27 protein-coding genes are annotated in these 25,014 nt (G+C 58.6%); 14 read left to right on the plus strand and 13 right to left on the minus strand.

The features are described from left to right. The first annotated feature begins 109 nt into the window (after positions 1-109). From AC5S26_RS12695 to AC5S26_RS12725, 7 genes are all read left to right on the plus strand, one after another. Entirely contained in the window at positions 110-685 is a 576-nt protein-coding gene (locus tag AC5S26_RS12695) for a DUF6982 domain-containing protein (RefSeq protein WP_494185259.1), read from the plus strand. An 80-nt stretch (positions 686-765) separates the two neighbouring features. Next, on the plus strand, positions 766-1,764 hold the full coding sequence (gene lpxD, locus AC5S26_RS12700) for a UDP-3-O-(3-hydroxymyristoyl)glucosamine N-acyltransferase (RefSeq protein ID WP_494185260.1): 999 nt from the start codon (positions 766-768) through the stop codon (positions 1,762-1,764). 302 nt (positions 1,765-2,066) lie between these two features. Then, a complete protein-coding gene (locus AC5S26_RS12705; protein ID WP_494185261.1) occupies positions 2,067-2,840 on the plus strand; it encodes a response regulator in 774 nt (257 codons plus the stop codon). Positions 2,841-3,055: 215 nt separating this feature from the next. After that, entirely contained in the window at positions 3,056-3,370 is a 315-nt protein-coding gene (locus tag AC5S26_RS12710) for a hypothetical protein (protein WP_494185262.1), read from the plus strand. 157 nt (positions 3,371-3,527) lie between these two features. Continuing rightward, entirely contained in the window at positions 3,528-4,526 is a 999-nt protein-coding gene (locus AC5S26_RS12715; RefSeq protein WP_494185263.1) for an aldo/keto reductase, read from the plus strand. 188 nt (positions 4,527-4,714) lie between these two features. Beyond that, positions 4,715-5,389, plus strand: coding sequence for a dTMP kinase (gene tmk / locus AC5S26_RS12720; RefSeq protein ID WP_494185264.1), 675 nt, complete (start codon positions 4,715-4,717; stop codon positions 5,387-5,389). 182 nt (positions 5,390-5,571) lie between these two features. Beyond that, the gene (locus AC5S26_RS12725) at positions 5,572-7,041 is read left to right on the plus strand and encodes a cytochrome P450 (RefSeq protein WP_494185265.1); all 1,470 of its coding nucleotides are present in this window, start codon (positions 5,572-5,574) and stop codon (positions 7,039-7,041) included. Here AC5S26_RS12725 and AC5S26_RS12730 read toward each other — a convergent pair. From AC5S26_RS12730 to AC5S26_RS12740, 3 genes are all read right to left on the minus strand, one after another. Beyond that, positions 7,038-7,622, minus strand: coding sequence for a hypothetical protein (locus tag AC5S26_RS12730; RefSeq protein WP_494185266.1), 585 nt, complete (start codon positions 7,620-7,622; stop codon positions 7,038-7,040). The two genes, AC5S26_RS12725 and AC5S26_RS12730, sit on opposite strands and share 4 nt — an antisense overlap. Before the next feature lie 215 nt (positions 7,623-7,837). After that, positions 7,838-8,467: a YbhB/YbcL family Raf kinase inhibitor-like protein gene (locus AC5S26_RS12735; RefSeq protein WP_494185267.1), complete on the minus strand. Its 630-nt coding sequence runs from the start codon at positions 8,465-8,467 to the stop codon at positions 7,838-7,840. A gap of 167 nt (positions 8,468-8,634) precedes the next feature. Continuing rightward, complete coding sequence (locus AC5S26_RS12740) at positions 8,635-8,829, minus strand: hypothetical protein (protein WP_494185268.1); 195 nt, start codon at positions 8,827-8,829, stop codon at positions 8,635-8,637. 162 nt (positions 8,830-8,991) lie between these two features. Between AC5S26_RS12740 and AC5S26_RS12745 the strand changes: the two genes are divergently transcribed. Beyond that, positions 8,992-9,861, plus strand: a complete 870-nt coding sequence (locus tag AC5S26_RS12745; protein WP_494185269.1) for an aldo/keto reductase — start codon at positions 8,992-8,994, stop codon at positions 9,859-9,861. Positions 9,862-9,983: 122 nt separating this feature from the next. On the opposite strand, the gene AC5S26_RS12750 is transcribed toward AC5S26_RS12745, so the two are convergent. The 6 genes from AC5S26_RS12750 to AC5S26_RS12775 form a co-directional block, all read right to left on the minus strand. Further along, positions 9,984-10,925: a catalase family peroxidase gene (locus tag AC5S26_RS12750; RefSeq protein ID WP_494185270.1), complete on the minus strand. Its 942-nt coding sequence runs from the start codon at positions 10,923-10,925 to the stop codon at positions 9,984-9,986. Between the two features lie 65 nt (positions 10,926-10,990). Further along, complete coding sequence (locus AC5S26_RS12755) at positions 10,991-11,905, minus strand: 3-keto-disaccharide hydrolase (protein WP_494185271.1); 915 nt, start codon at positions 11,903-11,905, stop codon at positions 10,991-10,993. A gap of 124 nt (positions 11,906-12,029) precedes the next feature. Then, on the minus strand, positions 12,030-13,481 hold the full coding sequence (locus AC5S26_RS12760) for a serine hydrolase (RefSeq protein ID WP_494185272.1): 1,452 nt from the start codon (positions 13,479-13,481) through the stop codon (positions 12,030-12,032). 265 nt (positions 13,482-13,746) lie between these two features. After that, on the minus strand, positions 13,747-14,142 hold the full coding sequence (locus tag AC5S26_RS12765) for an RNA-binding S4 domain-containing protein (RefSeq protein ID WP_494185273.1): 396 nt from the start codon (positions 14,140-14,142) through the stop codon (positions 13,747-13,749). Positions 14,143-14,209: 67 nt separating this feature from the next. Beyond that, complete coding sequence (locus AC5S26_RS12770; protein ID WP_494185274.1) at positions 14,210-14,398, minus strand: hypothetical protein; 189 nt, start codon at positions 14,396-14,398, stop codon at positions 14,210-14,212. 607 nt (positions 14,399-15,005) lie between these two features. Beyond that, complete coding sequence (locus AC5S26_RS12775) at positions 15,006-15,581, minus strand: TetR/AcrR family transcriptional regulator (protein WP_494185275.1); 576 nt, start codon at positions 15,579-15,581, stop codon at positions 15,006-15,008. 119 nt (positions 15,582-15,700) lie between these two features. Here AC5S26_RS12775 and AC5S26_RS12780 point away from each other — a divergent pair, with 119 nt between their 5' ends. Continuing rightward, complete coding sequence (locus AC5S26_RS12780; protein WP_494185276.1) at positions 15,701-16,219, plus strand: DUF8737 domain-containing protein; 519 nt, start codon at positions 15,701-15,703, stop codon at positions 16,217-16,219. Positions 16,220-16,295: 76 nt separating this feature from the next. On the opposite strand, the gene AC5S26_RS12785 is transcribed toward AC5S26_RS12780, so the two are convergent. Next, the gene (locus AC5S26_RS12785; RefSeq protein ID WP_494185277.1) at positions 16,296-17,303 is read right to left on the minus strand and encodes an AraC family transcriptional regulator; all 1,008 of its coding nucleotides are present in this window, start codon (positions 17,301-17,303) and stop codon (positions 16,296-16,298) included. A gap of 121 nt (positions 17,304-17,424) precedes the next feature. On the opposite strand from AC5S26_RS12785, the gene AC5S26_RS12790 reads away from it, so the two are divergent. Both AC5S26_RS12790 and AC5S26_RS12795 read left to right on the plus strand, forming a co-directional pair. Continuing rightward, complete coding sequence (locus AC5S26_RS12790) at positions 17,425-18,159, plus strand: SDR family NAD(P)-dependent oxidoreductase (protein ID WP_494185278.1); 735 nt, start codon at positions 17,425-17,427, stop codon at positions 18,157-18,159. A gap of 24 nt (positions 18,160-18,183) precedes the next feature. Beyond that, on the plus strand, positions 18,184-18,375 hold the full coding sequence (locus tag AC5S26_RS12795) for a hypothetical protein (protein WP_494185279.1): 192 nt from the start codon (positions 18,184-18,186) through the stop codon (positions 18,373-18,375). 142 nt (positions 18,376-18,517) lie between these two features. Here AC5S26_RS12795 and AC5S26_RS12800 read toward each other — a convergent pair whose 3' ends face one another. Together AC5S26_RS12800 and AC5S26_RS12805 are read right to left on the minus strand one after the other, a co-directional pair. Next, positions 18,518-20,035 (minus strand): PAS domain-containing sensor histidine kinase, encoded by a 1,518-nt coding sequence (locus tag AC5S26_RS12800; RefSeq protein WP_494185280.1) that lies wholly within the window; start codon positions 20,033-20,035, stop codon positions 18,518-18,520. A gap of 239 nt (positions 20,036-20,274) precedes the next feature. Continuing rightward, positions 20,275-21,246, minus strand: a complete 972-nt coding sequence (locus AC5S26_RS12805) for an alpha/beta fold hydrolase (RefSeq protein WP_494185281.1) — start codon at positions 21,244-21,246, stop codon at positions 20,275-20,277. Positions 21,247-21,503: 257 nt separating this feature from the next. Here AC5S26_RS12805 and AC5S26_RS12810 point away from each other — a divergent pair, with 257 nt between their 5' ends. Further along, a complete protein-coding gene (locus AC5S26_RS12810; protein ID WP_494185282.1) occupies positions 21,504-22,676 on the plus strand; it encodes a DNA polymerase III subunit in 1,173 nt (390 codons plus the stop codon). 211 nt (positions 22,677-22,887) lie between these two features. Here the strand turns inward: AC5S26_RS12810 and AC5S26_RS12815 are convergent, their stop codons facing one another. Next, the gene (locus tag AC5S26_RS12815; protein ID WP_494185283.1) at positions 22,888-23,916 is read right to left on the minus strand and encodes an L-threonylcarbamoyladenylate synthase; all 1,029 of its coding nucleotides are present in this window, start codon (positions 23,914-23,916) and stop codon (positions 22,888-22,890) included. Between the two features lie 51 nt (positions 23,917-23,967). Between AC5S26_RS12815 and AC5S26_RS12820 the strand changes: the two genes are divergently transcribed. Then, complete coding sequence (locus AC5S26_RS12820) at positions 23,968-24,567, plus strand: class IV adenylate cyclase (RefSeq protein WP_494185284.1); 600 nt, start codon at positions 23,968-23,970, stop codon at positions 24,565-24,567. Between the two features lie 62 nt (positions 24,568-24,629). Then, positions 24,630-24,956 (plus strand): energy transducer TonB, encoded by a 327-nt coding sequence (locus tag AC5S26_RS12825; RefSeq protein ID WP_494185285.1) that lies wholly within the window; start codon positions 24,630-24,632, stop codon positions 24,954-24,956. Positions 24,957-25,014 lie beyond the last annotated feature (58 nt).

The following is a 25,014-nucleotide window of genomic DNA, read 5'->3' on the forward strand; positions in this document are numbered from 1 at the left end:
ACCGAGACACAAAAGCTGACTGTAACACAGCGTTGGTAAATTGACTACTCTACACGCAGCTTTTTCGACGAATCCAGGGACCGCATGCGACAATCCGCCAAGGAACTCAATGTCTTCGGCGCACAAAAAGGTCATTGTCCGTAGGCTCTTCGGCGACACTCTTCCCGGCTACCTTCCTCTCTCCGGGTTCGTGCGCCAACGCGCCTCCGAGAAGGACCGCGTCATCGATCTACTGGATCTCTCCGGCCGTGTCCTCCAGATTGCCCTGTCCGAAATCAAACACATCTGCTACGTTCGCGACTTCAATCTCAACGATCCCATGAACCCGGAGCGCCTTACCCGCCGCACTTTTCTCGCCCGTCCCCGTACCGAAGGCCTCTGGCTGAGGCTTACCTTCCAGGGCCAATCCACCCCCTCCGCCGAGCCTGAGCAGTTTGAGGGCCTCGCCCCACTCGATGTCACCCTGCTCGACGATATTCTCAACGACGCCGGACTCTTCCTCATCCCTCCCGACGTCCGCTCCAACACCCAGCGCATCTATATCCCGCGTTCCGTCATCGCCGATCTGCAGCTGCTGGCCGTCATCACCACCCCGTCACGCAAGAAATCCGCCCCGGGAGCTTCCACCATCACTTTGCAGGAGGATCTCTTCCGCTCACTCCCGCCCAACGCCAAGCCGAACTAAGAAATCAGGGCAGGGACGAACATTTCCCGGATCTGTACTCGCCCCATCCTCGCCCTTCCCTCTCCCTATAAAATCCCTCCATGAAGCTAGCCGACTTAGCCCAGCACCTTGGAGCCACCCTTCAGGGCGACCCAGCCATCCTCATCACCGGCGTCGCCTCCATCGAGACCGCAGGCCCCGGCGACCTTACCTTCGTGGCCAATCCTAAATATGCGGCCCTCGCCCGCACCACCCGGGCCGGAGCCGTCCTCGTCGAGCCTGACTTTACCGAGATCTCCGCCTCCACCCTGCGGATTACAAATCCCTATCTCGCCTTTGCCCGAGCCATCGAGCTCTTCTACAAGTCGCCTGCCTATCCCCCCGGCATCCACCCAACTGCCGTCATTTCTCCTTCTGCAAAGATCGGCGCGAACCCTCATATTGGGGCCTATGTGGTCATAGGAGACAACGTTACCCTCGGCGACAACGCTGTGCTCCTTTCCCATGCCGTGATCTACGCCGACGTGCGCGCCGGAAACAATCTCCTCCTCCACTCCCACGCCGTGGTCCGCGAACACTGCTGGCTCGGCGACAACGTCGTCCTTCAGAATGGCGCCATCGTCGGAGCCGACGGCTTCGGGTTCGCCCGTCAAAGCGACGGCAGTTGGTACAAGATCCTCCAATCCGGCCCCGCCGTCCTCGAGGACAACGTTGAAATCCAGGCCAATGCCTGCATCGACCGCGCCTCCATTGGGGAGACCCGCATCGGTAACGGCGCCAAGGTCGACAATCTCGTCCAGGTCGGCCACGGCTCGACCGTGGGGAGCAACACCCTTCTCTGCGCCCAGGTCGGTCTCGCCGGATCGACCATCATCGGCAAAGGAGTCATCCTCGCCGGACAGGTCGGTGTCGCTGGTCACTGCACCGTCGGAGACGGTGCCATCGCTACCGCGCAGAGTGGAATCCCCGGCGACGTTGCCCCTGGCAAGGTCGTCAGCGGCTATCCGGCTATCGATAATCGCCAATGGCTCCGCGTCGTCGCGCTGGTCAACCGCCTCCCCGAACTCCTCCGGGGAATAAAAACCTCCGCAAAACCTTAGAACTAGTCCAATAACTCAAGAAACTCGCCATTTCGACTGGAGGCGCTTCGTCGCGCCGGAGATAGCCCAATTCCCCCGTCATCTCGATCGGAGGCGCGCAGTTCCATCGCGCGGCGGAGTGGAGAGATCCCTGTATTAGCCTTTGCTCTTGCCCTTGTCCCGTTTCTCTACAGAAAACCCAGCAAGTTTGGAACAGGTTCTTAGAGCTTGCCGCCAAAAATGTACAACACCTGTTGACCAAAATGTAATATTTTGCATCTATACGACTAATGATCGCCGAACCACCCGACAACGGTATTAGTGTGTCCACGAAGATCCCGGATGTACGCGTCCTGCTGCTCGATGATGAGCCTGCAAATCTCCACCTTCGAACTGCGATTCTCCGGCAGCACGGCTATTACTGTGTTCCTGCCTCGACGATTGAAGAAGCGACCGAAGCCTTCAGCAACATCGATATCGCCGTGCTCGACTATCACCTGGGCTCAGGCCGTTTCGGAACCGAAGTCGCCTCGCACCTGCGTCGTAATCGACCCCACGTTCCCATCATCATCCTCTCCGCCACCCTCGAACGTCATTTCGGCGGTGCCGAGGATATGCACCTGCTTAAGGGCTACAGCTCCGTCGAGGACCTCCTCTCGGCGCTCAGTTCGTTGAAAGCCAAACGGCTCGGCGCGCCTGTCGTCGTCGATGCCCGCGATTTCTTCTACTCCCGAATCTCCCTCGCGATCGGCTCCGACGTCCTCGTGCAGATCTTCGACGACCACGGCGTATGGCTCTATTGCAACGACCCCGCCGCTGAGTATCTCGGTCAATCCCGCGACTGGTTTCCCGGCCGCTGCGTCTTCGACGAGATGCCAACCCTCATGCGGGACTGGCGCGATGTGCTGCGCACCGTTGCTCAGACCCGTGAGACCTATATCGATCGCACCCGGCGCGGCCTGCTCGCTCTTCCCCGTACAGGAGAGCAGAATGCTACCTGGAGCGTTCTGGCCTTCCCTATCACCCTCCATGACGCGCGCACCGGAGTCCTGCTCACCGCTCGTATCCTCGAACGCTCCTCCCCCTTCTCCGCCTGATCCCCCTGACCAGCAACCCGTCATCCAAGCCAAAGTCATTCCGAGAGGAGCCAAGCGCAGTCGAGAGCCTGCCCTGAGCGAAGTCGAATGGGAAGCCCCGTATTTCGCCCGCACTGCCCAGAATCCCTCCTCGGCTGAAAACCTCTCCCGTCAAGCCCTCCCCTGTTACGCTTTAAACCTGTATGCGTCCTCTCCGCTGCCTTGCATTGCTCCCCGTGCTCTTGTTCGCTGGTTGTCACTCCCCCTACGTTGAAGCCACCGTATCGAACCGAACCCCTCAGCGCCTCCAGCTCGTCGAAGTCGATTACCCCAGCGCGAGCTTCGGAACCCAGATCCTCGCTCCCGGTGCAGACTTCCATTACCGCTTCAAAGTCCTCGGGCACGGCAAGCTCAAGCTCACCTACACCGATGCCGCAAATAAGGAACAGAAGTCCGAAGGACCTGACCTCAACGAAGGAGCCGAGGGACCGCTTCACATCCTCATCGAGCCCAGCGGAATCCAGTGGCAAAACCGAACCGCCATTCGTTGAAGAAACAGCAACGAAATCCTTTTTTTTATTTCTTCTGAAGTCCACTTGCTTCTGAAGATGGGCCCACCCACGAAGCACGACTCTCCCCTCGCATTTGGTTTTTCATCGCACGCTTGGAAACGTCCCTTCTGTTTCGGCCGTCTAAACCGACATGAGTATGCAACAAGTAAAACTCGGTTCACAGGGCGCGATCGTCTCCCGCATGGGGCTCGGCTGTATGGGAATGAGTGAGTTCTACGGCGAACGCAACGACGAAGAGTCCGCAGCAACCCTCCTTCGCGCCCTCGACCTCGGCATCAACTTCCTCGATACCGCAGACACCTATGGCATCGGGGACAACGAAGAGCTGATTGGAAAAACGGTTCGCTCGCGTCGCGATGAAGTCTTCCTCGCCACCAAGTTCGCCCACATCCGCAAGAAAGACGATCCCTCGTTCTTGCAGATCAGCGGCAAGCCCGAATACGTCAAATCTGCCTGCGATGCCTCTCTCAAGCGTCTCGGCATGAATCACATTGATCTCTACTATCAGCACCGAGTCGACCCCGAAGTTCCCATCGAAGACACCGTCGGCGCCATGGCCGAGCTCGTCAAAGCAGGCAAGGTGAAGTATCTCGGCCTCTCCGAGGCATCCTCCGCCACCATCCGCCGTGCCCATAAGGTCCATCCCATCACCGCTCTCCAGACCGAATACTCCCTCTGGGAACGCCACGTCGAAGACGAGATCATTCCGACCGTCCGCGAACTCGGCATCGGCTTCGTTCCCTACTCCCCGCTGGGCCGAGGCTTCCTCACAGGAACCATCACCAAACCCAGCGACTTTGCCAGCGGAGACTCGCGCGCGGAGCGCTATCCCCGCTTTGCCGGTGAAAACTTCGACAGAAACCAGGTCCTCGTCGGCCGCGTTCGCGCCATCGCCGAGCGCCATGGTGTAACGCCAGGCCAGCTCGCGCTGGCGTGGGTGCTCGCCAAAGGCCAGGATTTCGTTCCCATCCCCGGCACCAAACGTAGAAAATACCTCGAAGAAAATGCGGCCGCGGCCAACATCAAACTTACCCAGGCTGAGGTTGTAGAGCTCGAAGCGGCTGTTCCTCAGGGTGAGATCGCTGGCGATCGTTACGCCGCAGCCAACATGCAGCGAATCGATCAGGGAAAATAATCCACCGCAAAATCCAACCGTTTTTTCCAACTATCCCGGGCCTCGCTTTTGAGGCCTGGGAAGAGCCGCGATTAAACAGTGTCATCCTTCGGTTTGCCGGCAAGGCTAATCCTTCCAGACTGTTTCAACCGCTTCCTAGGCCCTCATGCGTTGAAGGCCTTCCACCGTCACTGGGGTAAGCTTGGAACATGTCTCGCGGTTACTTCATCACCTTCGAAGGTCTCGACGGCTCCGGCAAGACCACCCAGCTCCGCCGCCTCGCCGCCTGGCTCGAATCCGAAGGCCACAAGGTCATCACTCTCCGCCAGCCCGGAGGCACTGCTCTCGGCGACCGCATTCGTTCCATCCTGCTTGACTCTCGTTCCGAGGCCACCCTCGGCCCCATCGCTCCCCTCGCTGAGATGGCACTCATGTTCGCCGACCGGGCCCAGGCCATCCACGAGATCATCCTTCCCGCGCTCTCATCCGGCGCCATCGTCCTCTGCGATCGCTACACCGACTCCTCCGAGGCCTATCAGGGCGCCGGCCGCGAGCTCGGATCCGAGCGCATTCTGGCCATGCACAACGCCGTCTGCGACAACTTGCGGCCCGATCTCACGCTCCTCCTCCTTCCCTCGCTCGAGGCCTCCCTTCACCGCGCCCGCCGTCGCAACCAACGCAGCACGCAACAACGGGGAACCGACGAAAACCGGTTCGAACGCGAGGATGACAACTTCTATCGCCGTATCTATCGAGCCTACGAGACCATCGCCGCGCGCGAGCCCGGACGCGTAGCAGCTATCCGTGACGACGCCTCCATCGACCGGATCGAAGACCGCATCCGTGAGATTGTCGCCGCGCGTATCCCTGCCGTCGTCATCTAAAATCCCATCTCCATCATCTAAATTTGTGATGGAGGACATCCTTCTGAACCTTTACAAAAGTGTCATCCTGAGCGAGGCGCAGCGGAGTCGAAGGACCTGCGGTTCGCTTAAACAGCCTGTAGCCTTTGCTGCCAATCGAGAGCGGATCAACGGATGAATATCCCGATATACCCCGATCATCCATGAGCAACGACTGGAACCTTCCTCCCGGCCTGCCGCACTCGCTGCCCTTCTACGCCTTCAAACCATGGGTCAAGCTTGGTGAGCCTATACGGCTCTTCGAGTATCTCCACCGCACCTATGGCTCTATCGCCCACTACCGCTTCATGGGCACACCCATCCTCTTCGTCAACGAACCCGATTACATTCGCGAGATCCTCGTCACCCAGGCATCCTCCTTCGTCAAGGAGCGCACCGTCCGCCGCATGAAGATTCTCCTCGGCGAAGGCCTCATCACCTCCGACGATCCCATCCACATCCGCCAGCGCCGCATCGCCGCCCCAGCCTTCCATCGTCAGCGCATCGCCGCCTATGCTGATCAGATCGTATCCAGCGCAGAGCATCACGTCTCTCAGTGGCAGCCCGGCCAGACCCTCGATATCTCCGCCGCCATGATGTCCCTCTCGCTCGAGATCGTCGCTCGTACCCTCTTCGACACCGAGGTCACCGACGACATTCGCCGCATCAACGACGAGGTCAACACCATCATGGACCTCTACAACTTCCTCATCGCCTTCCCGCGCATGGAAGACTTCCTCCACCTTCCGATTCCCGGTGTTATGAAGTTCCGCCGATCGAAGGCAAGGCTCGACAAAGTCGTCAATCGTCTCATCGCCGAGCACAAGCGCGAAGGCATCGACAAAGGGGATCTCCTCTCGATGCTCATCAGCAGTCGCGACGAGCAAGCCGACAGCTCCGGCCGCTACACCGGCATGTCCGATGAGCAGATCCGCGACGAGGTCCTCACCATCTTTCTGGCCGGCTACGAGACCACGGCCAACGCTCTCGCCTGGACCTGGTACCTGCTCTCGCAAAATCCAGAGGCCGAAGCAAAACTCCACGCAGAGCTCGACGCAGTCCTTGGAACTTCCCCAACTTCAACGCCGGAACCATACCCCAATACAGAAGTGTCATCCCGACCGGAACAAAGCGGAGTGGAGGCCCCTGCGGTTTCCTTTGCCCGGCAAACCCATCGCCTCCCCACCCTCGCCGACTATCCCGCGCTCCGCTATACCGAGCAGGTCTTCGCCGAGTCCATGCGTCTCTATCCCCCTGCCTGGGCAATGGGGCGCATGTCCACTCAACCCGTCGCCCTCGGCCCTTATCGCATTCCACCCGGGGCTCACTTTTTCATGAGTCAGTACATCGTCAGCCGCACGCCGGAGTTCTACCCGGACCCGCTCCGCTTCGATCCCGACCGCTTCACACCCGAGGCCAAGGCAGCCCGCCCGCGCTTCACCTATTTCCCCTTCGGCGCCGGTTCGCGACAGTGTATCGGCGAAAGCTTCGCCTGGATGGAAGGCGTGCTCGCCATCGCCACCATCGCCTCGCGCTGGCGCCTGGCCTATCTCGGCACCACGCCTCCGGTCCCGCAGGCGAAGATCACCCTGCGCCCGCGAGAACCCGTCAGCATGCGCCTCTCTCGTCGCTAGCGAATCCGAAAGATCAGACCACCACTTATGTGCAGCAGATGCGAGGAGGGATAAGACTCCTGCGTGTTGCCAACGGACGAATTGCTGACCGTCGTCAAAGAGCCGTATCCGATCTCGACTACCCGGATGTCGATATAACGGTTTAGCTTGTAGTCCGCTCCCCCAAAGACTGCGTAGGTCGCCCTGCTAGCTTTGAGCGACGTATGAGGCGCTCTCGTGCTTCCTACACCGCCTGAAAGCTGAACGTAAGGGCGCCACGATGGCGAGAGATTCTTGGCGACAACCCGCGCGCCAATCAGGAAAGTGTTCATCCGGGCATTGTTCGCACCCGAAATCGTGTCGCGAAAATCGACTCCCGCATCGACACTCTTCCCGTGAAAAAAGTCATAATACCCGCCGATGTCTGCGCCCCAAAAGGTTCTCGAGGTCGTGCCTGCTCCGAGAAAGGCAGCCGGTCCTGTATCCGCCTGCGAGTTGCTGACCCGCGTGGCAACTGGGTTCACATAGATACCAATCTGCGCGTGGGAGGAGACAGGAAATAGAAAGAGGGCCGACAGCACAACGGTGAACAACAATTTCATCAGCAGAATCCTTAGTCTTTTGGAAAAGCGTCTTGAGGCAAACTTGTTACGCACTCAAGTGTACCGAGCATTTGCAGCCTTCGGCACGTCAATCCTCAAAAGGCATCTCCAAGGGTAGTGAGGAAGATCACTGCCCTGCCATCTATCTTTCGTCCAAATGCCCGATTCGTGCGGAAATCAGCGATCCCTTTTTACCCTCTGACCTTTTACCCTTTTTACCCTTTTACCCTCGGATTCAGCGTATACGTCCCCGTCAGGCTCGCCTCCGCCAATACATGTCCCTTCATCGCCGCCCGCACATTCTCCGCCGTCAGCTCGCCGTCCACTGCCACCGCATCTACATCCAGCGCGTACAGGGTAAACACATAATGGTGCACAATCGAGTCATTCCACGGAGGGCAAGGCCCGTCGTAGCCGAAGTAATCGCCTTCCATCTCAGGATCGCCGGCAAACCACTGCGTGTAATTGTTGATCCCATGACGCATCCCGCCCGGCGCCGCCGGTCCACGCTTGCCGTGTGGAGTCACCCCGTCGCTCTGGCTTCCCGCCGCAATCTCACTTACGCTCGCCGGAATGTCCACAAGAATCCAGTGATAGAAGTTCACGCGAGGCAGATCCGCCGGAACCTCTCTGCCCTCCTTGTTCACGTCATCGCCCTTGCTCGGCACGTCCGGATCGTGCACCGTCAGCACGAACGACTCCGTGCCCTTTGGAGCATCCGTCCAGGCCAGTTGCGGATTCCGATTACCGCTCAGCGCCACATGGCCCTTCTCCGCGATCACCGCAAAGGCATACTCACCAGGAATCGCCGCTCCATCCTTAAAACTATCGCTCGTCAGTTTCATACTTCTCCTCACATCCAGAATACAAATCAATTCCCGCTACTCATCTCTCTTGCCGGAATAAAGACTTTTAAATGACCTATCTCCCATCTTTCTTAAGAAACGCATCGCCGTTGATAAAGAGAGCAGTCGCACTCGGAGTCGGATCCTCCAGCACCAAACTGTAGCGCTCAGGAGTACCGCCCGCCGGGGTTGCACCACGTCCCCAGTGAAAACGCATAGGCGGACTGCTTGGCCGTCTGCGCCAGAATCTGAACATCCGCCGGTGCAAGGTGCTTCTGCTCTCCTGCATCCTGAGCCCACACCATCATTCCGGTGCAGAGCACAACTCCAACGCCTGCTTTCTGAAGGAGAAAAAATCTCATCCTCAAAAAGAAGGAAAAACTACCTCGCAGGTTGCCAGCAATCCGAAGTTGTTAGTAGTCCTTTAGCAGCCTTCACTCACCACAAAAACCCGGCAAAAAAATGCACGCTGCTCCAACAGCACTCCGAAGAGGCGTATCTTAACCCGCAAGAGAGGTGCCGCCATGCTAAGGAGAGACTTCCTTCGCCGCTCCGCCAAAGGCCTCGGGGCCGCCTGGCTCGCAACGAACTCCCCGGCCGCGCTGGCCGCCGTCGAGCCGCTCCCCAAAAAACTCACCGCTCAGGATGAGGTCACCCTCGGCAAGACCGGTATCCGAACCTCGCGCCTCGCCATGGGAACCGGGACCGTGGGCTTCGGAGGCTCCTCCAACCAGGTTCGCCTCGGCTCCAATCCCTTCACCCGTCTCCTCCTCGACGGCTACAACGACAACGGACTCCGCTTCTTTGACACCGCCGACTCCTATGGCTCACATCCCAACGTCCGCGAAGCCATCAAGAAGCTGCCTCGCGACAAGGTCGTCGTCATGACCAAATCCGACATCCGCGACCCCGCACAACTGCGTCGCGCGCTCGATCGTTATCGCCGTGAGCTCGGCATCGAGATGATCGATATCCTCCTCGTCCACTGCGTCACCGAAGGTGACTGGACCACGCGCTATCGCGGTGTCATGGACGTCCTCAGCGAAGCCAAGCAGAAGGGCGTCATCCGCGCCCACGGCTGCTCCTGTCACACCATCGAGGCCCTGCGCGCCGCCGCAGCCTCACCCTGGGTTGAAGTCGATCTTGTCCGCCTCAATCCCATCGGCTCGCACATGGACGCCGACCCCGACACCGTCATCGCGCTGATCAAAAAAATGCGAGCCCAGGGCAAAGGCATTGTCGGCATGAAGATCCTCGGCCAGGGCGACCTCCGCGATCGTCCCGCCGAAGCCATCCGCTACGCACTCTCCACCGGTGTCCTCGACGCCTTCACCATCGGCGCCGAATCCCGTAAAGAACAGGACAACCTCACCCAGCGCATCGCCGCCGCTTGAAAGAAAAGGTCGTCATTCCGAGCGAAGCCGAGGAATCCCTGTATTTCGCTCGCATCCCCACAAAACCCAAATGAGATAAACAGAAAGGCCGCCACAAAGGACGGCCCCTCGTCACACCAGAACTACTTCGCCAACTCCGGAGCCGACCTCCGCCGTCGTCCGCTGATCAGATACACCGCCGCCCGCAGCTCCAACAGAGGATCGTCCGAAGGCTCGATTCCATCCAGCCGCGGTATCGGGTCGGAGATAGTCTTCTTCTGTTCCTGGGCATCGTCGTCCACGCGATCCGTCAGCGTAATCGTGCCCAGTTCCACCACCTTGCGCCCCTCCGGCCAGTGAACCGTCGCATCGTTGACGACGTCGCCGTCCTCCGCCACCTGCACCGTAATCTTGAACTTCACCGGCCCTTGGCTCAGTCGCTGCTTGAGCTCGTCGAAAAGATAATCCGTCCCCTTGCCCGCACCATCCTCGGCTGTCAGATGCTCTTCCCCGGCCTCAGGAACGATCGTGTATCGACCGAACTTGCTTACTCCATCCTTATTCGTAAACTTCATCGCCGTAAGCCCGAAGTATCGTTCCTTGGCAAAGCTCGCCGGCAGCGGCGTGATCGACTGCACAAACGCCAGCGCCTTGGGATGAGTCCCAACAAACTCCTGCACTTTCGCCTTGTCCTCCTGCGTCACCGCGCGCAGAAACTCCAGGAACTCCGTGCCATTTGTAGCCGGAAACCCATTCGCCGAATGCGCCACAATGTCGGTGTGAACATGCTCCGCCAGGTTGAAACGGATCGCCATCCCTCGCGGATCGGCGTTAGGGTCGTTATCGGGAATCAGCGGAACCCCAGTCGAGTCCGAGAATCGAACCGTCACCGGCGTCGAGGCCTGCGTAGCATGCTGCGCTCGCGTCAGCGAAGCAGCCTCGCTTGTTGGCGTGAAGGTTCCCGTTAGCAACGTGCCTTTGGCATGCACCGGCCTGAATCCCGGATGCGGCCCAAAGACCTTTTCAAACTCTTTCAGTATCTCTTCGCTCAGCGCAATTAACTTTTCATCGTTCGGAAGCGGCATAGTCAGTCTCCTTATTCGCAGACTAACCCAGAACCGATGCGACAAACTACCGGGCCCGCTTCAATTCATTCGGCTGTGTCGAACTTTCGCAGCCATATATCCCGAACCGAGATCTTGCTTGGCTGGCTCTCGATCTCAAAGCCGATCAGCCCCGGCTGGTTGTTGACCGAATCCTTGTTGTCATCGATAAAGACCGCCATCAGCTGCCCATTCATAATGTGCATCATCACGCCGCCGCGCGCGATGATCTCATAGTCATTCCACTCATTCACCTTCACATAGCCGCCCAGCGCCTGCTTGTCGCCGATGTTGGCAACCAGCCGGTTCGACTGACCGGGCAGCGCCTGCGTCACCTGGCCGCGATAAGCGAGAATGCCCTGCATCGTATTCTCCGAATACCACTGGCCGGTATAAGCCGCCGCCGAAGCCCTCACCGGAAACCAGAAGTCCGCCTGCGGTCCCGTCATCATGAACTTCAGATCGTAAGGCGGCAGTCCCTCCGGCTCCCGTCGCGTCCACGGCACCCCGGTCACGCTGCGGTACTGTATGCCGCCTCCGCCGCCTTTTTCGATCTTCATCTGCAGCTTCAAATCGAAATCCCGCGCCTTGTCCCCGCGATACACGATGTAGTTGTTGCCCTTGGGCTTGCCCTCCAGCGTCTCTCCAACCATCACGCCGTCTTCAACGCGCCAGATGCTCGGATCGGCGTCCCACCCCTGAAACGTCTTCCCATCGAAGATCTGCTTATAGCCCGTATGCTCGTCGATATCGTACGGTGCCGGATCGTGAAACTTCGGCATTCCTGAAAGCTTCTCGCCATGCGATCCCGTCTGCGGCGGCCGTGCAGCCGGAGACTCCAGCGCAGGCGGCACCACCTGGGCATGCAGTAACGACCCTGTCGGCATCAGCACACCCGATGCAGCCCCAAAAACCACGGAAAAACGAAGAAAAGCGGCTGCGCGGGAGCAGCGATCAGGCATTGGCATGATGTTCAGACCTTTAAATTGAGACGTTTCAAAAACACTAGGAGTGTAGCGGCTCCGCGCTGCCCTTGGCGACAATTTTCGTAAAACCCATTCACCTGGTTTCACAAAAGATCAGGAACTATCTCTTCCTCACACCCTTCATATCGTGCCCGTTCTGATGCAGCACCATCCCGGTCACAGCACCTTTGTCGTCCTTCACGAACTCGATCTCCGCGTTCATCATCTTCGTGAAGAACTTCGTCTCCGTCTCCGCAAATACCGGCACCTTCTGTTGTGACGACGCCTGGGAGACCAAATGATCGCCCTCCAGGTTAAACGTCAGGCTGAATCTCGGTGTCAGCTCGTACGTGCCCACATATTTCTCGAGTACGCTACGATCCACCTTCACCTCCGTCCGCACCACCGGCTTCAAGTCCGGCCACCCATACTCCACCGCAATGCTCTGCATCACCTTCTGCGCCAGCAGCAGCCCTAACTGCCCATTCGTCATCACCACCGCGCCATCGCCGTGATTCTCATATCCCACAAACAGAGCCTCAAATCCAGCATTCACGCCGCCATGCGTAAAGTAAGGATCCGCCTCCGATCCTCCAATCTCCACGCCCAGACCCCAGTTCCCCTTGCCCTTCTTCATCATCTCTCGCGTCATCTCCTGCGAGAGCACATGGTTCGCCTTGCCCTCCAGCGAACGCTGGGTCTCCATCACATACATCGCCAGGTCCGGCGCCGTCGTCCACAAGCCCGCCGCCGCCATCTCCGGATACGTATGCGCTCCACCCTCTACCGGCGTTCGATCCGCGTTGTAAGGAGTAGCCGCGGGTCCCATCGCCGCAGGTAGCGGCTGCTCATACGTGCTGTGCTTCATCCCGATCGGTCCCAGCACCGAATCCTCGAGCAGCTTCGCGAACGGCTCCTTCGCTGCATCGATCGCCACCGCCTGCATGATCGTGAATCCGCCCCCCGAGTAGTTCCACTTCGTGCCCGGCTCCGTCTCAATCCGAATCGCGGGAGTATTCGCAGGCTTCTCTCCATTCAGCACCTGCTCTAGCGTTGGCACGGGAGCGCCCTGCGCATAGCCTGGAAATCCGTGCACCGTCGTCCCTCCCGTATGCGTCAGCAGCTCTCGCAGCGTCACCGGCTTGCCCTTCGCCGCTGCGCTCGTAGGCAACTTCCACGTCGTCAGCTCCTTGTTGACGTCCTCATCCAGTGCCAGCTTCTTCTCCTGCACCAGCCTCAGCGCTGCCATCGCCGCCACCGGCTTGCTGATCGACCCCGCCTGAAACATCGTCTCGGCCGTCACGGCGGCCCCGCCCACCTTCGCCACCCCAAACCCGCGCGACCACTCGATCTTTCCGTTATGGATCACCGCAATGCTCACACCCGGAACATGCAGCGCCTCCATCTGCTCCTCCAACGGAATACATGGGTCGCCCTTCTCCATCACCAGCTCGTGCAGACACCCTGTAACTTTATCGATGTGCTGCTGCACCTCAGGCGAAACCGTCTGCGCCACACTCACCTGTCCCGCGAAAACAACGCACACACCGGCCAACAGCGCATATCGATTCATCGTGCTCTCCAGAAGGAAGTTACAGGCCCAGACAGCTTACAGGATCCCCTACGATCCTCTAGTCAAATGCGTTCGCTTGGAATTCTCCGGCCCTACCGAATCGTCTGCCCCTACCGATCGTCCGCCCGCCAATACTGTCATCTCAACCGGAGCCGCGCAGCGGAGAGATCTGCTTCCCCGGCAACCGCTCCCGTCTCAAACCAACTATCCATGACATCGCCGTTAAGGTGCGCATTCGAGCGAAGCTCGAACCGCCAAACCCAGCCTACCGCCCCCGAAACCGGGTCAGCACCCTGCGGTCCCGCTTCGTAGGCCGCCCGCTCTCCCAAGTCGACTCGTACACCGGAACCGCGTTCTTCGCCTCCGCCAGCGCCCGCCGCGCCTCCTTGCTCTCGTCCGTCTCGCGATGAAGCGTCTGCGCCACCGAAGCAGGACCGCGCACATCGCTCAGCCCAAGCACCTCAATCTGGAACTCGCCGGAGTCGTTCTTCACCCGAAGCATCTCTCCAACGTGAACCTCGCGCGCAGCCTTCGCCGGTTGCCAGGTCAGCTCCCCCTTCTTCCAGTCCACGCGCCCCAGCTCGCACGCCTTCGACGCCAGCGCCCGCGTCTTGAAGAACCGCGCCGCCCAAAGCCACTTGTCCATCCGTACCGACATCATCCATCCATTCTCATACGGAAGTCTGCTCTTTCGAAACGCGGGCTTATCTCGTAACGTCGATCTGCTTCTAGCGCTCTTCTCGCTCCCGCAACTCCAGAAAAGCCTTCGCCGTAGCCAGCGGAATCAGGCTCGCAAAGAAGATCACAATCGTTACCCGGTTGTTGATCCAATGAACTTGACGCAACACAATCACGACAACACACAGGACAGGAAGACTAGCCACCATTCCCTTAGCAGCCTTCGCCAGCTTCGACATATCAAAATCCTTCCACGACCGCAATCAAACCGCAAGGCTTCGCTTACCGGCTCGTGATATGCTTTGCGCGGTCCCCCCAAAACAGTCCTCGGCCCTGGCATCTTGCAGTCTATCTGCGTGAACGGTGGTGTCCCATGACGAAAACGTACGGGCTGCTTAGCTCGCCCGCGAGATTGTTCCTATAACTGCCCTGGTGCTCTGCACATGGACCACCGCATATGCCCAAAACGATCGGGTCAGGCAAGAAGACCGTAGTGGATATCAAGACAAGGATGACTACCACGGAGAGCAAGACAAGGGCAGGTATCGGTCGTCAGCTTCGGTGCAAACGCGGGACCGCACAACATTGTGCTGAGCGATGACGATAGCCGCCTTGTGGTGACAGACTACTTCCTCAATGAAGATCAAAACGCATCATCCACTTTGAAGGAGACCACAAAGTCCACGTTCTCAAAGTCACGCACAATACGCTAACCGAAGACAAACGGTTTAATCTTGACTTCAACACGGCCTTCAAAACGGGCCCGGCACGTCCTCACGGCATCGCAATGAAATAGTGCAGGCCTATTTACCGGTATCTATGGCCTTCGCTCATCGAAAAGGGAAATCAAAAGCTGCGTAAGAGAAACTCTCTTGCGTTCGCGAGGACTCCCTCTCGCATAGCAGGCTCCGGCAGCAGACGAGCAATCTCAATCGCCCCGATCATGGTCGAAAAGATCGCCAGAAAAGCATTCTCTCTGTCGACCGCTCGCCGGCCCGGCATGAAAGGAACCATGCGACTCTTGTACTGCATCACCTCCGCAAGAATCTGGGCTCCCATTCCTTCATCGGCTCGCCTCAGTTCCGAAGCCAGGGCCGCCAACGGGCATCCGCATTCGACGTGATCACAGTGTTCCGGGCCCAGGTAGGCCTTTACAATCGCCTTCCACGCCGAAGCGGGAGGCGACTTCTCCGCAGCATGAACCAGACGATCGCCAATCTCCGCGAAGGCCACGCGTAACGACTCGATGAGCAGATCATCCTTGCTCTCGAAATGCTTATAAAAACCTCCGTGAGTCAGGCCGTTATCCCGCATCACGGCGGAAACTCCGGCACCTGCCAGACCTTCCGTGCGAACCCGCCGCGAGGCGTCGGTCACGATCTTCTGGTGGATTTCGGCTTTATGTCCCAGGGAATAGCGCATGGCAGATTATAAGATGCCAGCGATCATCCCAAGATGCGACTCCGGTCAGCAAAAGAAAAATGAAAACTCTGAATCCGTAGGATGATACATATAATCCTATGCGAAAGGAGAAAGGCCAAATGTCAACCGAAACGATCTTTCAGGTGCAACTTGTTTTAGGTTATGTTGCGTGGCTGTTTTGCTTCAGCGCGTACATCCTGCCGCGGCTCAAGGCCATGGATCGCATCCAGGCCCAACGCGCTATCGCTACCCTGCACAGCTTCCGCTTCTTCGGTCTTGTCTTCCTTGTTCCAGGCGTAGTCAGCGCCAATCTGCCTGCGGGCTTCGCAAGATTCGCCGCCTATGGTGACTTTGCAACCGGGCTGCTTGCCATCCTGGCACTTCTCACGATAAGGATTCGCCCACTCTTCTGGACGTTCGTGTTCGGCTTCAATCTCGTGGGTACGGTAGACCTTCTTGCGAACTATTACCACGCCATTCGAGTCGGTCTTCCTGCAATAGCAGGCGAGTTCGGATCGACCTATGCCATTCCGATCCTCTACGTGCCCTTGCTGATGATCACGCACATTGTCGCGTTCTATTGGCTGCTCCGTCCTCTGCCAAGGGCAGATCACGCCGTTGCAGTCGCTTCGTCTTAGATCGAAGACCAGCCTCTCTCAGATACTTTTCTGGAGAGCCGTTATGACCGATACCGATTGCTGACAAGAAGAGCGTTTACCGGGACTGATCTTGGTCTGCTTCGGTTGGTTCGGCTGCGTGGTTTTGATAACCACGTTTGAGATATTCACCAGGGTTAGCCCCAACAACTCTCTTGAACGCCTTACTGAACGCAGCGTCGGACTCGTAACCGACCAACCGAGCAACGTCGATGAGCTTTTTGTCACGCTCTTGTATTAGCTGCATCGCCTTCTGCATTCGCCACTCGGTTACATATTCCAGCGGCGTTTGTCCGAGCAGCTCTTTGAAACGTGCTGCGAATGCGGAGCGAGACATGCCCGCTGCTTCGGCCAGGGATTCCACCGTCCAGGGTGTCTTCACACTGTCGTGAATGGCACTCAGGGCAGTGCCCATCTGAGGATCAAAAACCGCACGAAGCCATCCTTTGTTACGTTCTGGTCCCGACGCGATATGCGCCCGGAGCACTTGGATAAACAGAACCTCGGCCAGTCGAGTCGCGACGACTTCAGATCCCGGCGCCTGTTCTGCCATTTCCGAAGCAAGCGCCTGCACTGTGTTGTGAAGAGCAAGCGTGCGTGCCTCATCGGCCTTCATCAAAATGAAGCTCGGCAATAACTGAGTGATCGGTTTCAAGCTGGCGCGATCAAAACTCAAGGAACCACAGACGATTGTCGTCGGTGCGCCGCCACCTCCATAGAGAACGACATTGCCATTGGCCCTGGCCCCGATCTCGCTGAAACTCCACTTCGGACGTGTTCTCGGGCTGTCGCGCAAAACAATTGAAGTCCCCTTAGCGAGTAAAAAGCAATCACCACCGGTGAGGGGAATCGGCTCCGCAATCCCTTCCACACTCAGCCAGCAGTTGCCGCGCGAAAGCATGGCGAAGTGCGCCAAATCTGTTGGGGGAGTCTTTTTGCCGGAAGGCGTGACTTTTTCTTCGGCCTGATTTTCCTGTTTTACTCCCCACGGCGCTGTGGCTTCGAGCCGGTGCAGACCGAACGCGGTTACATGCATCGTTCTGAAGATATCTGTTATCGGGTCCAATTTAGCCTCCATGTTTTGGACGAATAGACAAAATATTAGGACTCCCGAGCAGTTCTCGTCCACCACCAAAGAAATCTACTCTTCTGTACGGAATGCTACACATCTACCGAAGGGAGTCATTATGGGAAAGCTTGAAGGTAAAGTTGCAGTCATCACGGGTGGATCGAGCGGCCTGGCGCTGGCAAGCGCCAAACGCTTCGTTGAAGAGGGGGCCTACGTTTTCATCACGGGTAGGAGGCAGGAGCAGCTCGATGAGTCCGTTAAGCTGATTGGCCGGAACGTGACCGGCGTGCGCGGTGACGCGGCCAATCTCGACGACCTCGACCGCCTGTTCGATACGGTCAAGAGGGAAAAGGGCAACATCGACGTCCTGTACGCGAGCGCTGGTACTGGCGAAGCCGTCCCACTGGGCGAGATTACCGAGCAGCACTTCGATGCGACCTTCGGCCTGAATGCGCGCGGAACGCTGTTTACGGTTCAGAAGGCGTTGCCGCTGTTCAACGATGGTGGATCTATCATCATGACCGGATCAGTCGCTTCGGTGAAGGGTTTTCCTGGTTTCGGCGTGTATGCGGCGAGCAAGGCGGCATTGCGCTCATTCGCACGCACGTGGCTCAACGAACTCAAGGGCAGGAATATCCGGGTGAACGTGCTGGGCCCGGGGCCGATTGCCACACCGATGCAGGAACAAGTCCTCACCAAAGAGGCGAAGGAGATGTTCGAATCCCTGATCCCGCGGGGAACGATGGGTCAACCTGAGGAAATCGCAACGGTCGCGCTGTTTCTTGCTTCAGACGATTCGAGCTTCGTGAATGGGGTGGAGTTGAATGTCGACGGCGGCTTCTCGGCCATCTGATATCAGCGGATCTCGGTTGAGTACATGATCGAATGCACTCATCGAGATCCGATCAGTACCGACAAGTCGGCTTATGAGCAGCACGAAGACTCGGGAATCCAGATCGAACGCGGCGGGAAGCGTGCCTTCATCGCCTGCTCTCGCGATCACTACGTCGCGGTCGTCGTTCTTACAAAACTCGAGATGACCGGCAGGATCGACATTATGCCAGCCTGATGGCCTCGCATGGTGGACTCGCGGATCACGGCCGCCTGCCTCTAGATTGGCATCGCCATGAAATAGCTCAAGCGCGCTCCCTTCGTCACATCAAAATCCCTTCCGGTGTGGCGGCAGCCGTGTTTGGCTTCACGCAAGGCTGTCATCTTTCTATCGAAGAAACTTCATAGTTTGTCGCGACCGGAAGAAAGACGCGGACCGCCGCGCCATGTGTGTCGCTGTCCTGATTACTCTCTATCGTGATTTCGCCGCCATGACCTTCAATAAACTGCTTGGCAACGAATAATCCGATCCCTGTCCCGATCGTCGCCCGTGTGGTGAAGAACGCGTCGAAGACTCTTGGCAAGTTCTCACGGCTAATGCCTGAGCCGTTGTCCCGAACAACGAGGTTCACCCCCTTCGGTCCAGCCTCACTATCGGAGACCTCAACGTCGATCGTTCCGCCCTGAGGCATAGCGTAGATGGAGTTCGCAATGATATTCGAGACGACTTGCATCATCTCGCCACGCCGGACTACCGGTTTACGCGAAGATCGGAAGGAGGTGTTGAGCGTGATATTGGCTGCAACGCAGCGAGGCTCATAGATAGATACGACTTGTTGCGCAATCTCGCTAAGCGATGCTGCACTCGCTGCTGCGTGTTCGCGGTAATAGCCGAGAGTCTGTTTCGCAATGTGGGACACCCGCGTTATTTCGCTTTCGGCAGTCAAAAGATAGGACAGACCCTCTTCATCCGTAACCTTCGAGCGAAGGAGATACAGGAGATTGATAACCGCTTCGAGAGGATTATTGACCTCATGCGCTATGGTCGCAGCCATGCGTCCGGTCGCTGCAATCTTTTCTGCTTGCAACAGGGATCGTTCGAGCTTCTTCCGATCAGAGATGCTGCGGAGAATCTTGGAGGCGCCAACCACATGGCCTTGCTCATCTTTCACGGGAGAGATTGTTACGGAGACTTCGAGCAGACTGCCATCTTTTGCACGTCGAACCGTGTCAAAGTGCTCGATACGTCGTCCAGCGCGAATGTTCTCGATAATGATCTTCTCTTCATGTTTGAGGTGTTCGGGAATCAGTTTCAGGATCGACTCTCCGATCATCTCCTCAGCCGAATATCCAAAGAGGCGGCCCGCTGCAGGATTCCAACTCCTGATAATTCCGTTTAGATCCTTGCTCAGGATCACATCATCGGAAGAATCGACGATGGCAGCGTGTTCTGCTAAGCGTTTTGATAGTTCCAGCTGAGCTTGCCGTTCGATGTAAACATCGTTGATGTCAGTGCAGGAACCGATGTATCCGAGGAAAGTACCATCTTCGCCGAAACGGGGTACGCCATGGTCGAATAGCCATCGATACTCGCCATCAGCCCGCCTCAGGCGATACTCCATCCGGAAAGGCGTTCGCGCCTCAAAATTGGAGAGGTAGATCTCCAGACAACGGTCGAAATCCTCTTTGTGAACTCCCTCAGCCCAACCGTTTCCCATCTCCTGTTCCATCGTCCGGCCACGAAAGTCGAGCCAAAGCTTGTTGAACCAGGTACAAAGTGCGTCCGTACCGGAGAGCCAGATAAGGGAGGGAGCAGAATCTGCCACCTGGCGGAAAAGCTCCTCGCTAGCGACGAGCTTTTCGTACTCGTCACGCGGGAGTGTGATCGTTTCTTGCATCTCCAATATCGTACTTGGCGATCGGTATGGACGCCATATTCCGGTCAGCGTGAACGGGCTTATCGACACTGATTGGGGATGAGTATCGAGAAGTCGACTTGTCGGAAGCGATCTGTGTAGCACGGAGCCTCGAGAATCCAGATCGAGCCAGCGGCAAGCGCCTTCATCGCCTGCCCTCGCGACGTTACGCGAGCCTGATGGTCTCGCAGGATAGACTCACGGATCACGGCAGCCTGTCTCTAGATCGGCATTGCCCTGATCGCCGCAGCAATCTCGTCCAGATGCGTCTCCAGCGCAAAATGTCCCGTATCCAGAAGTTGGATCTTCGCATCCGGAAGATCGCGTTTGAACGCCTCCGCTCCCGGAGGAATGAAGAAGATGTCGTTCTTGCCCCAAATCGCAAGCAGCGGTGGCTTATGCTTTCGAAAGTAGGCTTGGTACGCCGGATAGTTCTCGATGTTCGCGCGATAGTCGAGCTTGAAATCCAGCTGAATCTCGTCGTTGCCGGGCCGGGCCAGCAAAACCGTATCCAGCCAGTAAGCCTCCGGCTCAATCCTCGCCGGATCGGGCACGCCAAGAAAATAAGCGCCGCGAACGCCTTCGAAAGTAAACCGCGAACGAATCGCATCTCGATTCGCCTGCGTCGGGTTCTTCCAGTAAGCGCGCAGAGCGGCCCACCCCTTTTCGCCCAACCCCTCCTCATACGCATTTCCGTTCTGCGAGACGATACCGGTGATCCGCTCAGGATACGCCAGCGCCAGGTTGAAGCCGATCGGAGCGCCGTAGTCGAATCCATAAAACGCAAACTTGCGAAGGTCCAACGCATCGACGAACTTCTTGATCGTCTCGGAGACGACGGCGAACGTGTACTTGTAGTTCCGTTCCGCGGGAACCACCGTGAACCCGAACGAAGGAATATCGGGAGCGATCATACGGAACCTGTCGGCAAGTCGCGGCATCAGGTGACGGAAGTAGTGCGATGAGTTCGCGAATCCATGCAGCAGCAGCAACACCGGAGCACTCGGATCTCCGGCCTCGCGATAAAAGATCTCCACACCATCCACCGTGATGGTGCGATGGACAACCTCAGAGATAGAAGCCGTCTTAGAAGAAGGCGCTGCACTGGCCATGGGAACCCCTCCTCCAAGCGCCGCTCCAACCAGCGCACCCTGGGCAAGAAAAGAACGTCGTGTAGGGTAACTCTCAGACATCGGGCACTATCTCCAGTCGATTTCAAACCATGGTACGTGGCTCTCCGCCGTCCGCCCAAAACGCTGTCAAGGCCAGAATCCTCTAACTCGAACAAAGGAGATCACATCCATTTGCGCATCAGTTAGCATCAACTCGCTAAAATAGAGACAGAACGATAGAAGACAGCCAGGCAGTTTGGACCTGGCCTCGAAGTCCGAGGCTAAGTTTCATCGTTTGAAGACTTTGCGCAAAAATGACGGGAGGGGGGGTACCACAGATGGCTAACGAGCAGGAGATTCGACCGGCACATCCGGCAGACTTCAACGCCTTCCTCGGCAACGCTCCCGCCGTCGAGCACCTGCGCACCGCAATCGCCGCCGGTCGCTTCCCCCACGCCCTCATCCTCTCCGGGCCTGCCGGAGCCGGAAAGTACACCCTCGCTCTCATGCTGGCCATGGCCATCGAGTGCGAACGTCAACCCCGCGAGCTGCACTCCTACGATCCCGCCCGCGGCTCGAGCGGTCAGTCTCTCGCCGGGTTCTGCGGAGTCTGCCGCAACTGCACCCGCATCGTCACCGCCTTCGCCCTCGACGACGAGATCGATAAGGCCGTCGCCGCCCGCGAAGAGCTTCGCGAGACCGACAAGAAAGAGACTCGCGTCCTCATCCAGCCCCACCCCGACGTCCTCATCATTCCGCCCGACCCGCCGCAGCTGCTCATCAAGCTAGGCCAGGTTCGCACCCTCATCCAGAGCTCCCACTACCTCCCCGCCGAGGCCCCGAAGAAGATCTTCATCCTCACCGCCTCCAGCTTCATGAAGGAGGCCGCAAACTCGCTCCTCAAGGTCCTCGAGGAGCCGCCCGCGACCGTCCACATCATTCTCCTCTCCGAAAATCCAGGCGAACTGTTGCCCACCATCCGCTCCCGCGCCGCAACCGTGCGCCTCGGTGCCCTTCCCGTCGAAGAGGTCGAGATGCTGCTCCGCGACCGCCGCCCCGACGTGCAGCCCAAACAGCGCACCCTCATCGCCCGCCTCTCCCAGGGAGCCGCGGGCAAAGCCCTCGGCTTCGACCTCGCGTCCTACACCGCCGCCCGCGCGGACGCCATGCTCCTGCTCCGCCAGGCCACCACCGAGCCCGACCACACCGCCCTCTTCAAAATGACCGAGACCTATCGCGCCGGAGCCGAGGGTCAGCAGAAGACCTCCGCTCTCCTCCGCACGCTCACCCTGCTGCTCGAAGACGTCCTGCTCATTCAGTCCGGAACCCCGGAGCTGATCCGCAACACCGACCTCCGCGCCGAGCTCGACCGCATCGCCCAGACCGTCACCTTCCAATGGATCGAGCAAACCTCGCGCCAACTCGATCAGGTCTGGAGCGGAATGCGCCGCAACCTCCTCCGCTCCCTCTCCCTCGACGCTTTCGCCGGAGCCCTCACCACCGCCCGCTGATGCCGTCCGAATAAAAAAACAATAACTGATTACTCTAATTATCAACCGTAAATATAAGTAAATAAGTAGTTTTACAGGGATTCTCTCCGCTCTAAATCAAACCCTAAAGTGTCATCCTGAGCGAAGCGCAGCGGAGTCGAAGAGCCTTCCCTGAGCGAAGCGCAGCGGAGTCGAAGAGCCTTCCCTGAGCGTAGCCGAACGGGATCTGCGGTCACTTCTCCCGAGCAGCCTTCCTCAGCCGATCCCGAATCGCCTCCCCGATCCCACCCATCTCCGGAACCGGACAGACGATCGCCTCGACTCCAGCCTCATCCAGCTCCCGCAACCCCGCAAACAAGCGCCGCGCCAGGCTCTCCCCATCTCCCCAAGGCCCCCAGCGATAAACACACTCCGCGGAGGAAGCATCCCAACCATCCGGCAGCATCACCCCGACCTTCGCCCCACCCTCTGAAGCTCGCAAAATCGCGCCGACGAAACTCTCCTCCGAAACCAAAATCAGCCGGGCACGGGGAGCGTAGTGCCGAATTCCCACTCCCGGCGACGGCAGACTCTCCGGAGCCTCCTCCCGCTCCGCGGGCCGAAACACCTCCACCCCGCCTGCACCCAGCACACGCTCCAACGATTCCAGCGAAACTCCACCCGGTCGATACATCACCCAACTCTCGCCATCCTGCGAAGGTCCAATCACCGTCGACTCAACGCCCACCAGCGTTGGTCCACCATCCAGCACCGCATCGATCCGTCCATCCAGATCCTCCAACACATGCGCCGCAGTCGTCGGGCTTGTTCTCCCAAACCGGTTCGCGCTCGGTGCTGCAACCGGAACTCCAGCCGCCCGAATCAGCTCTATGGCCAGCGGATGCGCTGGCATTCTCACGCCCACCAACGGGCGGCCCGCAGTGACTGAATCCGGCACAGCCGCCGTTCTCGGCAGAAGCAGCGTCAACGGCCCTGGCCAGAACGCCGCCATCAGCGCCTCAACCTGCGTTGCCCTCGATGGCGGAACTTCGGCGATCGCAATCACCCTCTCCCGGTCGCAAACATGAACGATCACCGGGTCCCATCCTGGCCGTTCCTTAGCCTTGAAGATCTTCGCAACCGCCGTAGCATCAAGGGCATTCGCCCCAAGCCCGTAGACAGTCTCGGTGGGAAATGCCACCGTGCCGCCGGCGCGGAGGATCTCCGCCGCTCGCGCAACGCCTGCCAGCCCTTCTAAATATTCCGTTTTTCCACCGGACATATCTCTATCCTATCGCCGCCATCGGGCTCCATACCGCCGTATACTCACCCCATGTCGAACGCCGAGATCGAACTTAAGCTCCCCGTCTCCGATCCCGCAGGCCTCCAGTCGCGCCTCCTCGAGCTCGGCTTTCACATCGATACTCCGCGCACCTTCGAGCACAACACCCTCTACGACACGCCCTCTCGCGACCTCCGTGCCCGCACCGAGATCCTCAGAATCCGTCAGTACGGAAATACCTATACCGTCACGCACAAAGGCCTCGCGGATCCTCACAGCGCTCCCGATTCTTCGCGGTACAAGGTCCGCATCGAGACCGAGACTACCGTTGCCGACGGCCCCACCCTCGCCTCCATCTTCGAGCACCTTGGCTATGCTCCAGCCTTTGTCTATGAGAAGTACCGTACCGAGTGGTCCCACTCCTCCGAGCCTGGGGCCCACGTGGTCGTCGACGAGACCCCGATCGGGACCTATGCTGAACTCGAAGGTTCTCCGGACTGGATCGAGCGCACTCTGGCCCAGCTCTCCATCGACCCCGCGACCTGTCTCACCGACAGCTACGGCAAGCTCTTTCTTGACTGGAAACAACGTACCCGCAGCACCGCTGAAAACCTCACCTTCGCGGAGATCGCGCATCCTGCCCTTGTTTAGTCACTAAAGCCATACGCTTTTTCTGCCGATACAGCCTCTGAGATTCCTTTTGGAGGCAAATCGTGGCACTCTCTCGCCGTTTTCTCGTTCCCCTTCTTCTCCTCACTCTTCTTGCAATCGGCCCTGCCAGCGCTCTGGCCGGAAGCCGCCGCGCCATCGTCAGCAAGGTCGCGCCGGTCTACCCAGAGCTCGCGCGGCGCATGCACGTCAGCGGAGTCGTCGTCCTTCAGCTCGTCGTAGCCCCCGACGGCTCGGTCTCCGATGCCAAGGTGGAATCCGGACACGCCCTTTTGGGCACTGCTGCCCAGGACGCGGTGCGCCGCTGGCGCTTCGAGCCCGCAGCCGAGACCACCAGCATGACCGTCGACGTCAACTTCTCCGGTCAATAGTCCTTCGTCTCCACGCGGCGACAACTCACAAACTCTATTCCACTTTCAGCGACGGGAA

The organism is Edaphobacter sp. FHG110511_03 (assembly GCF_059115365.1).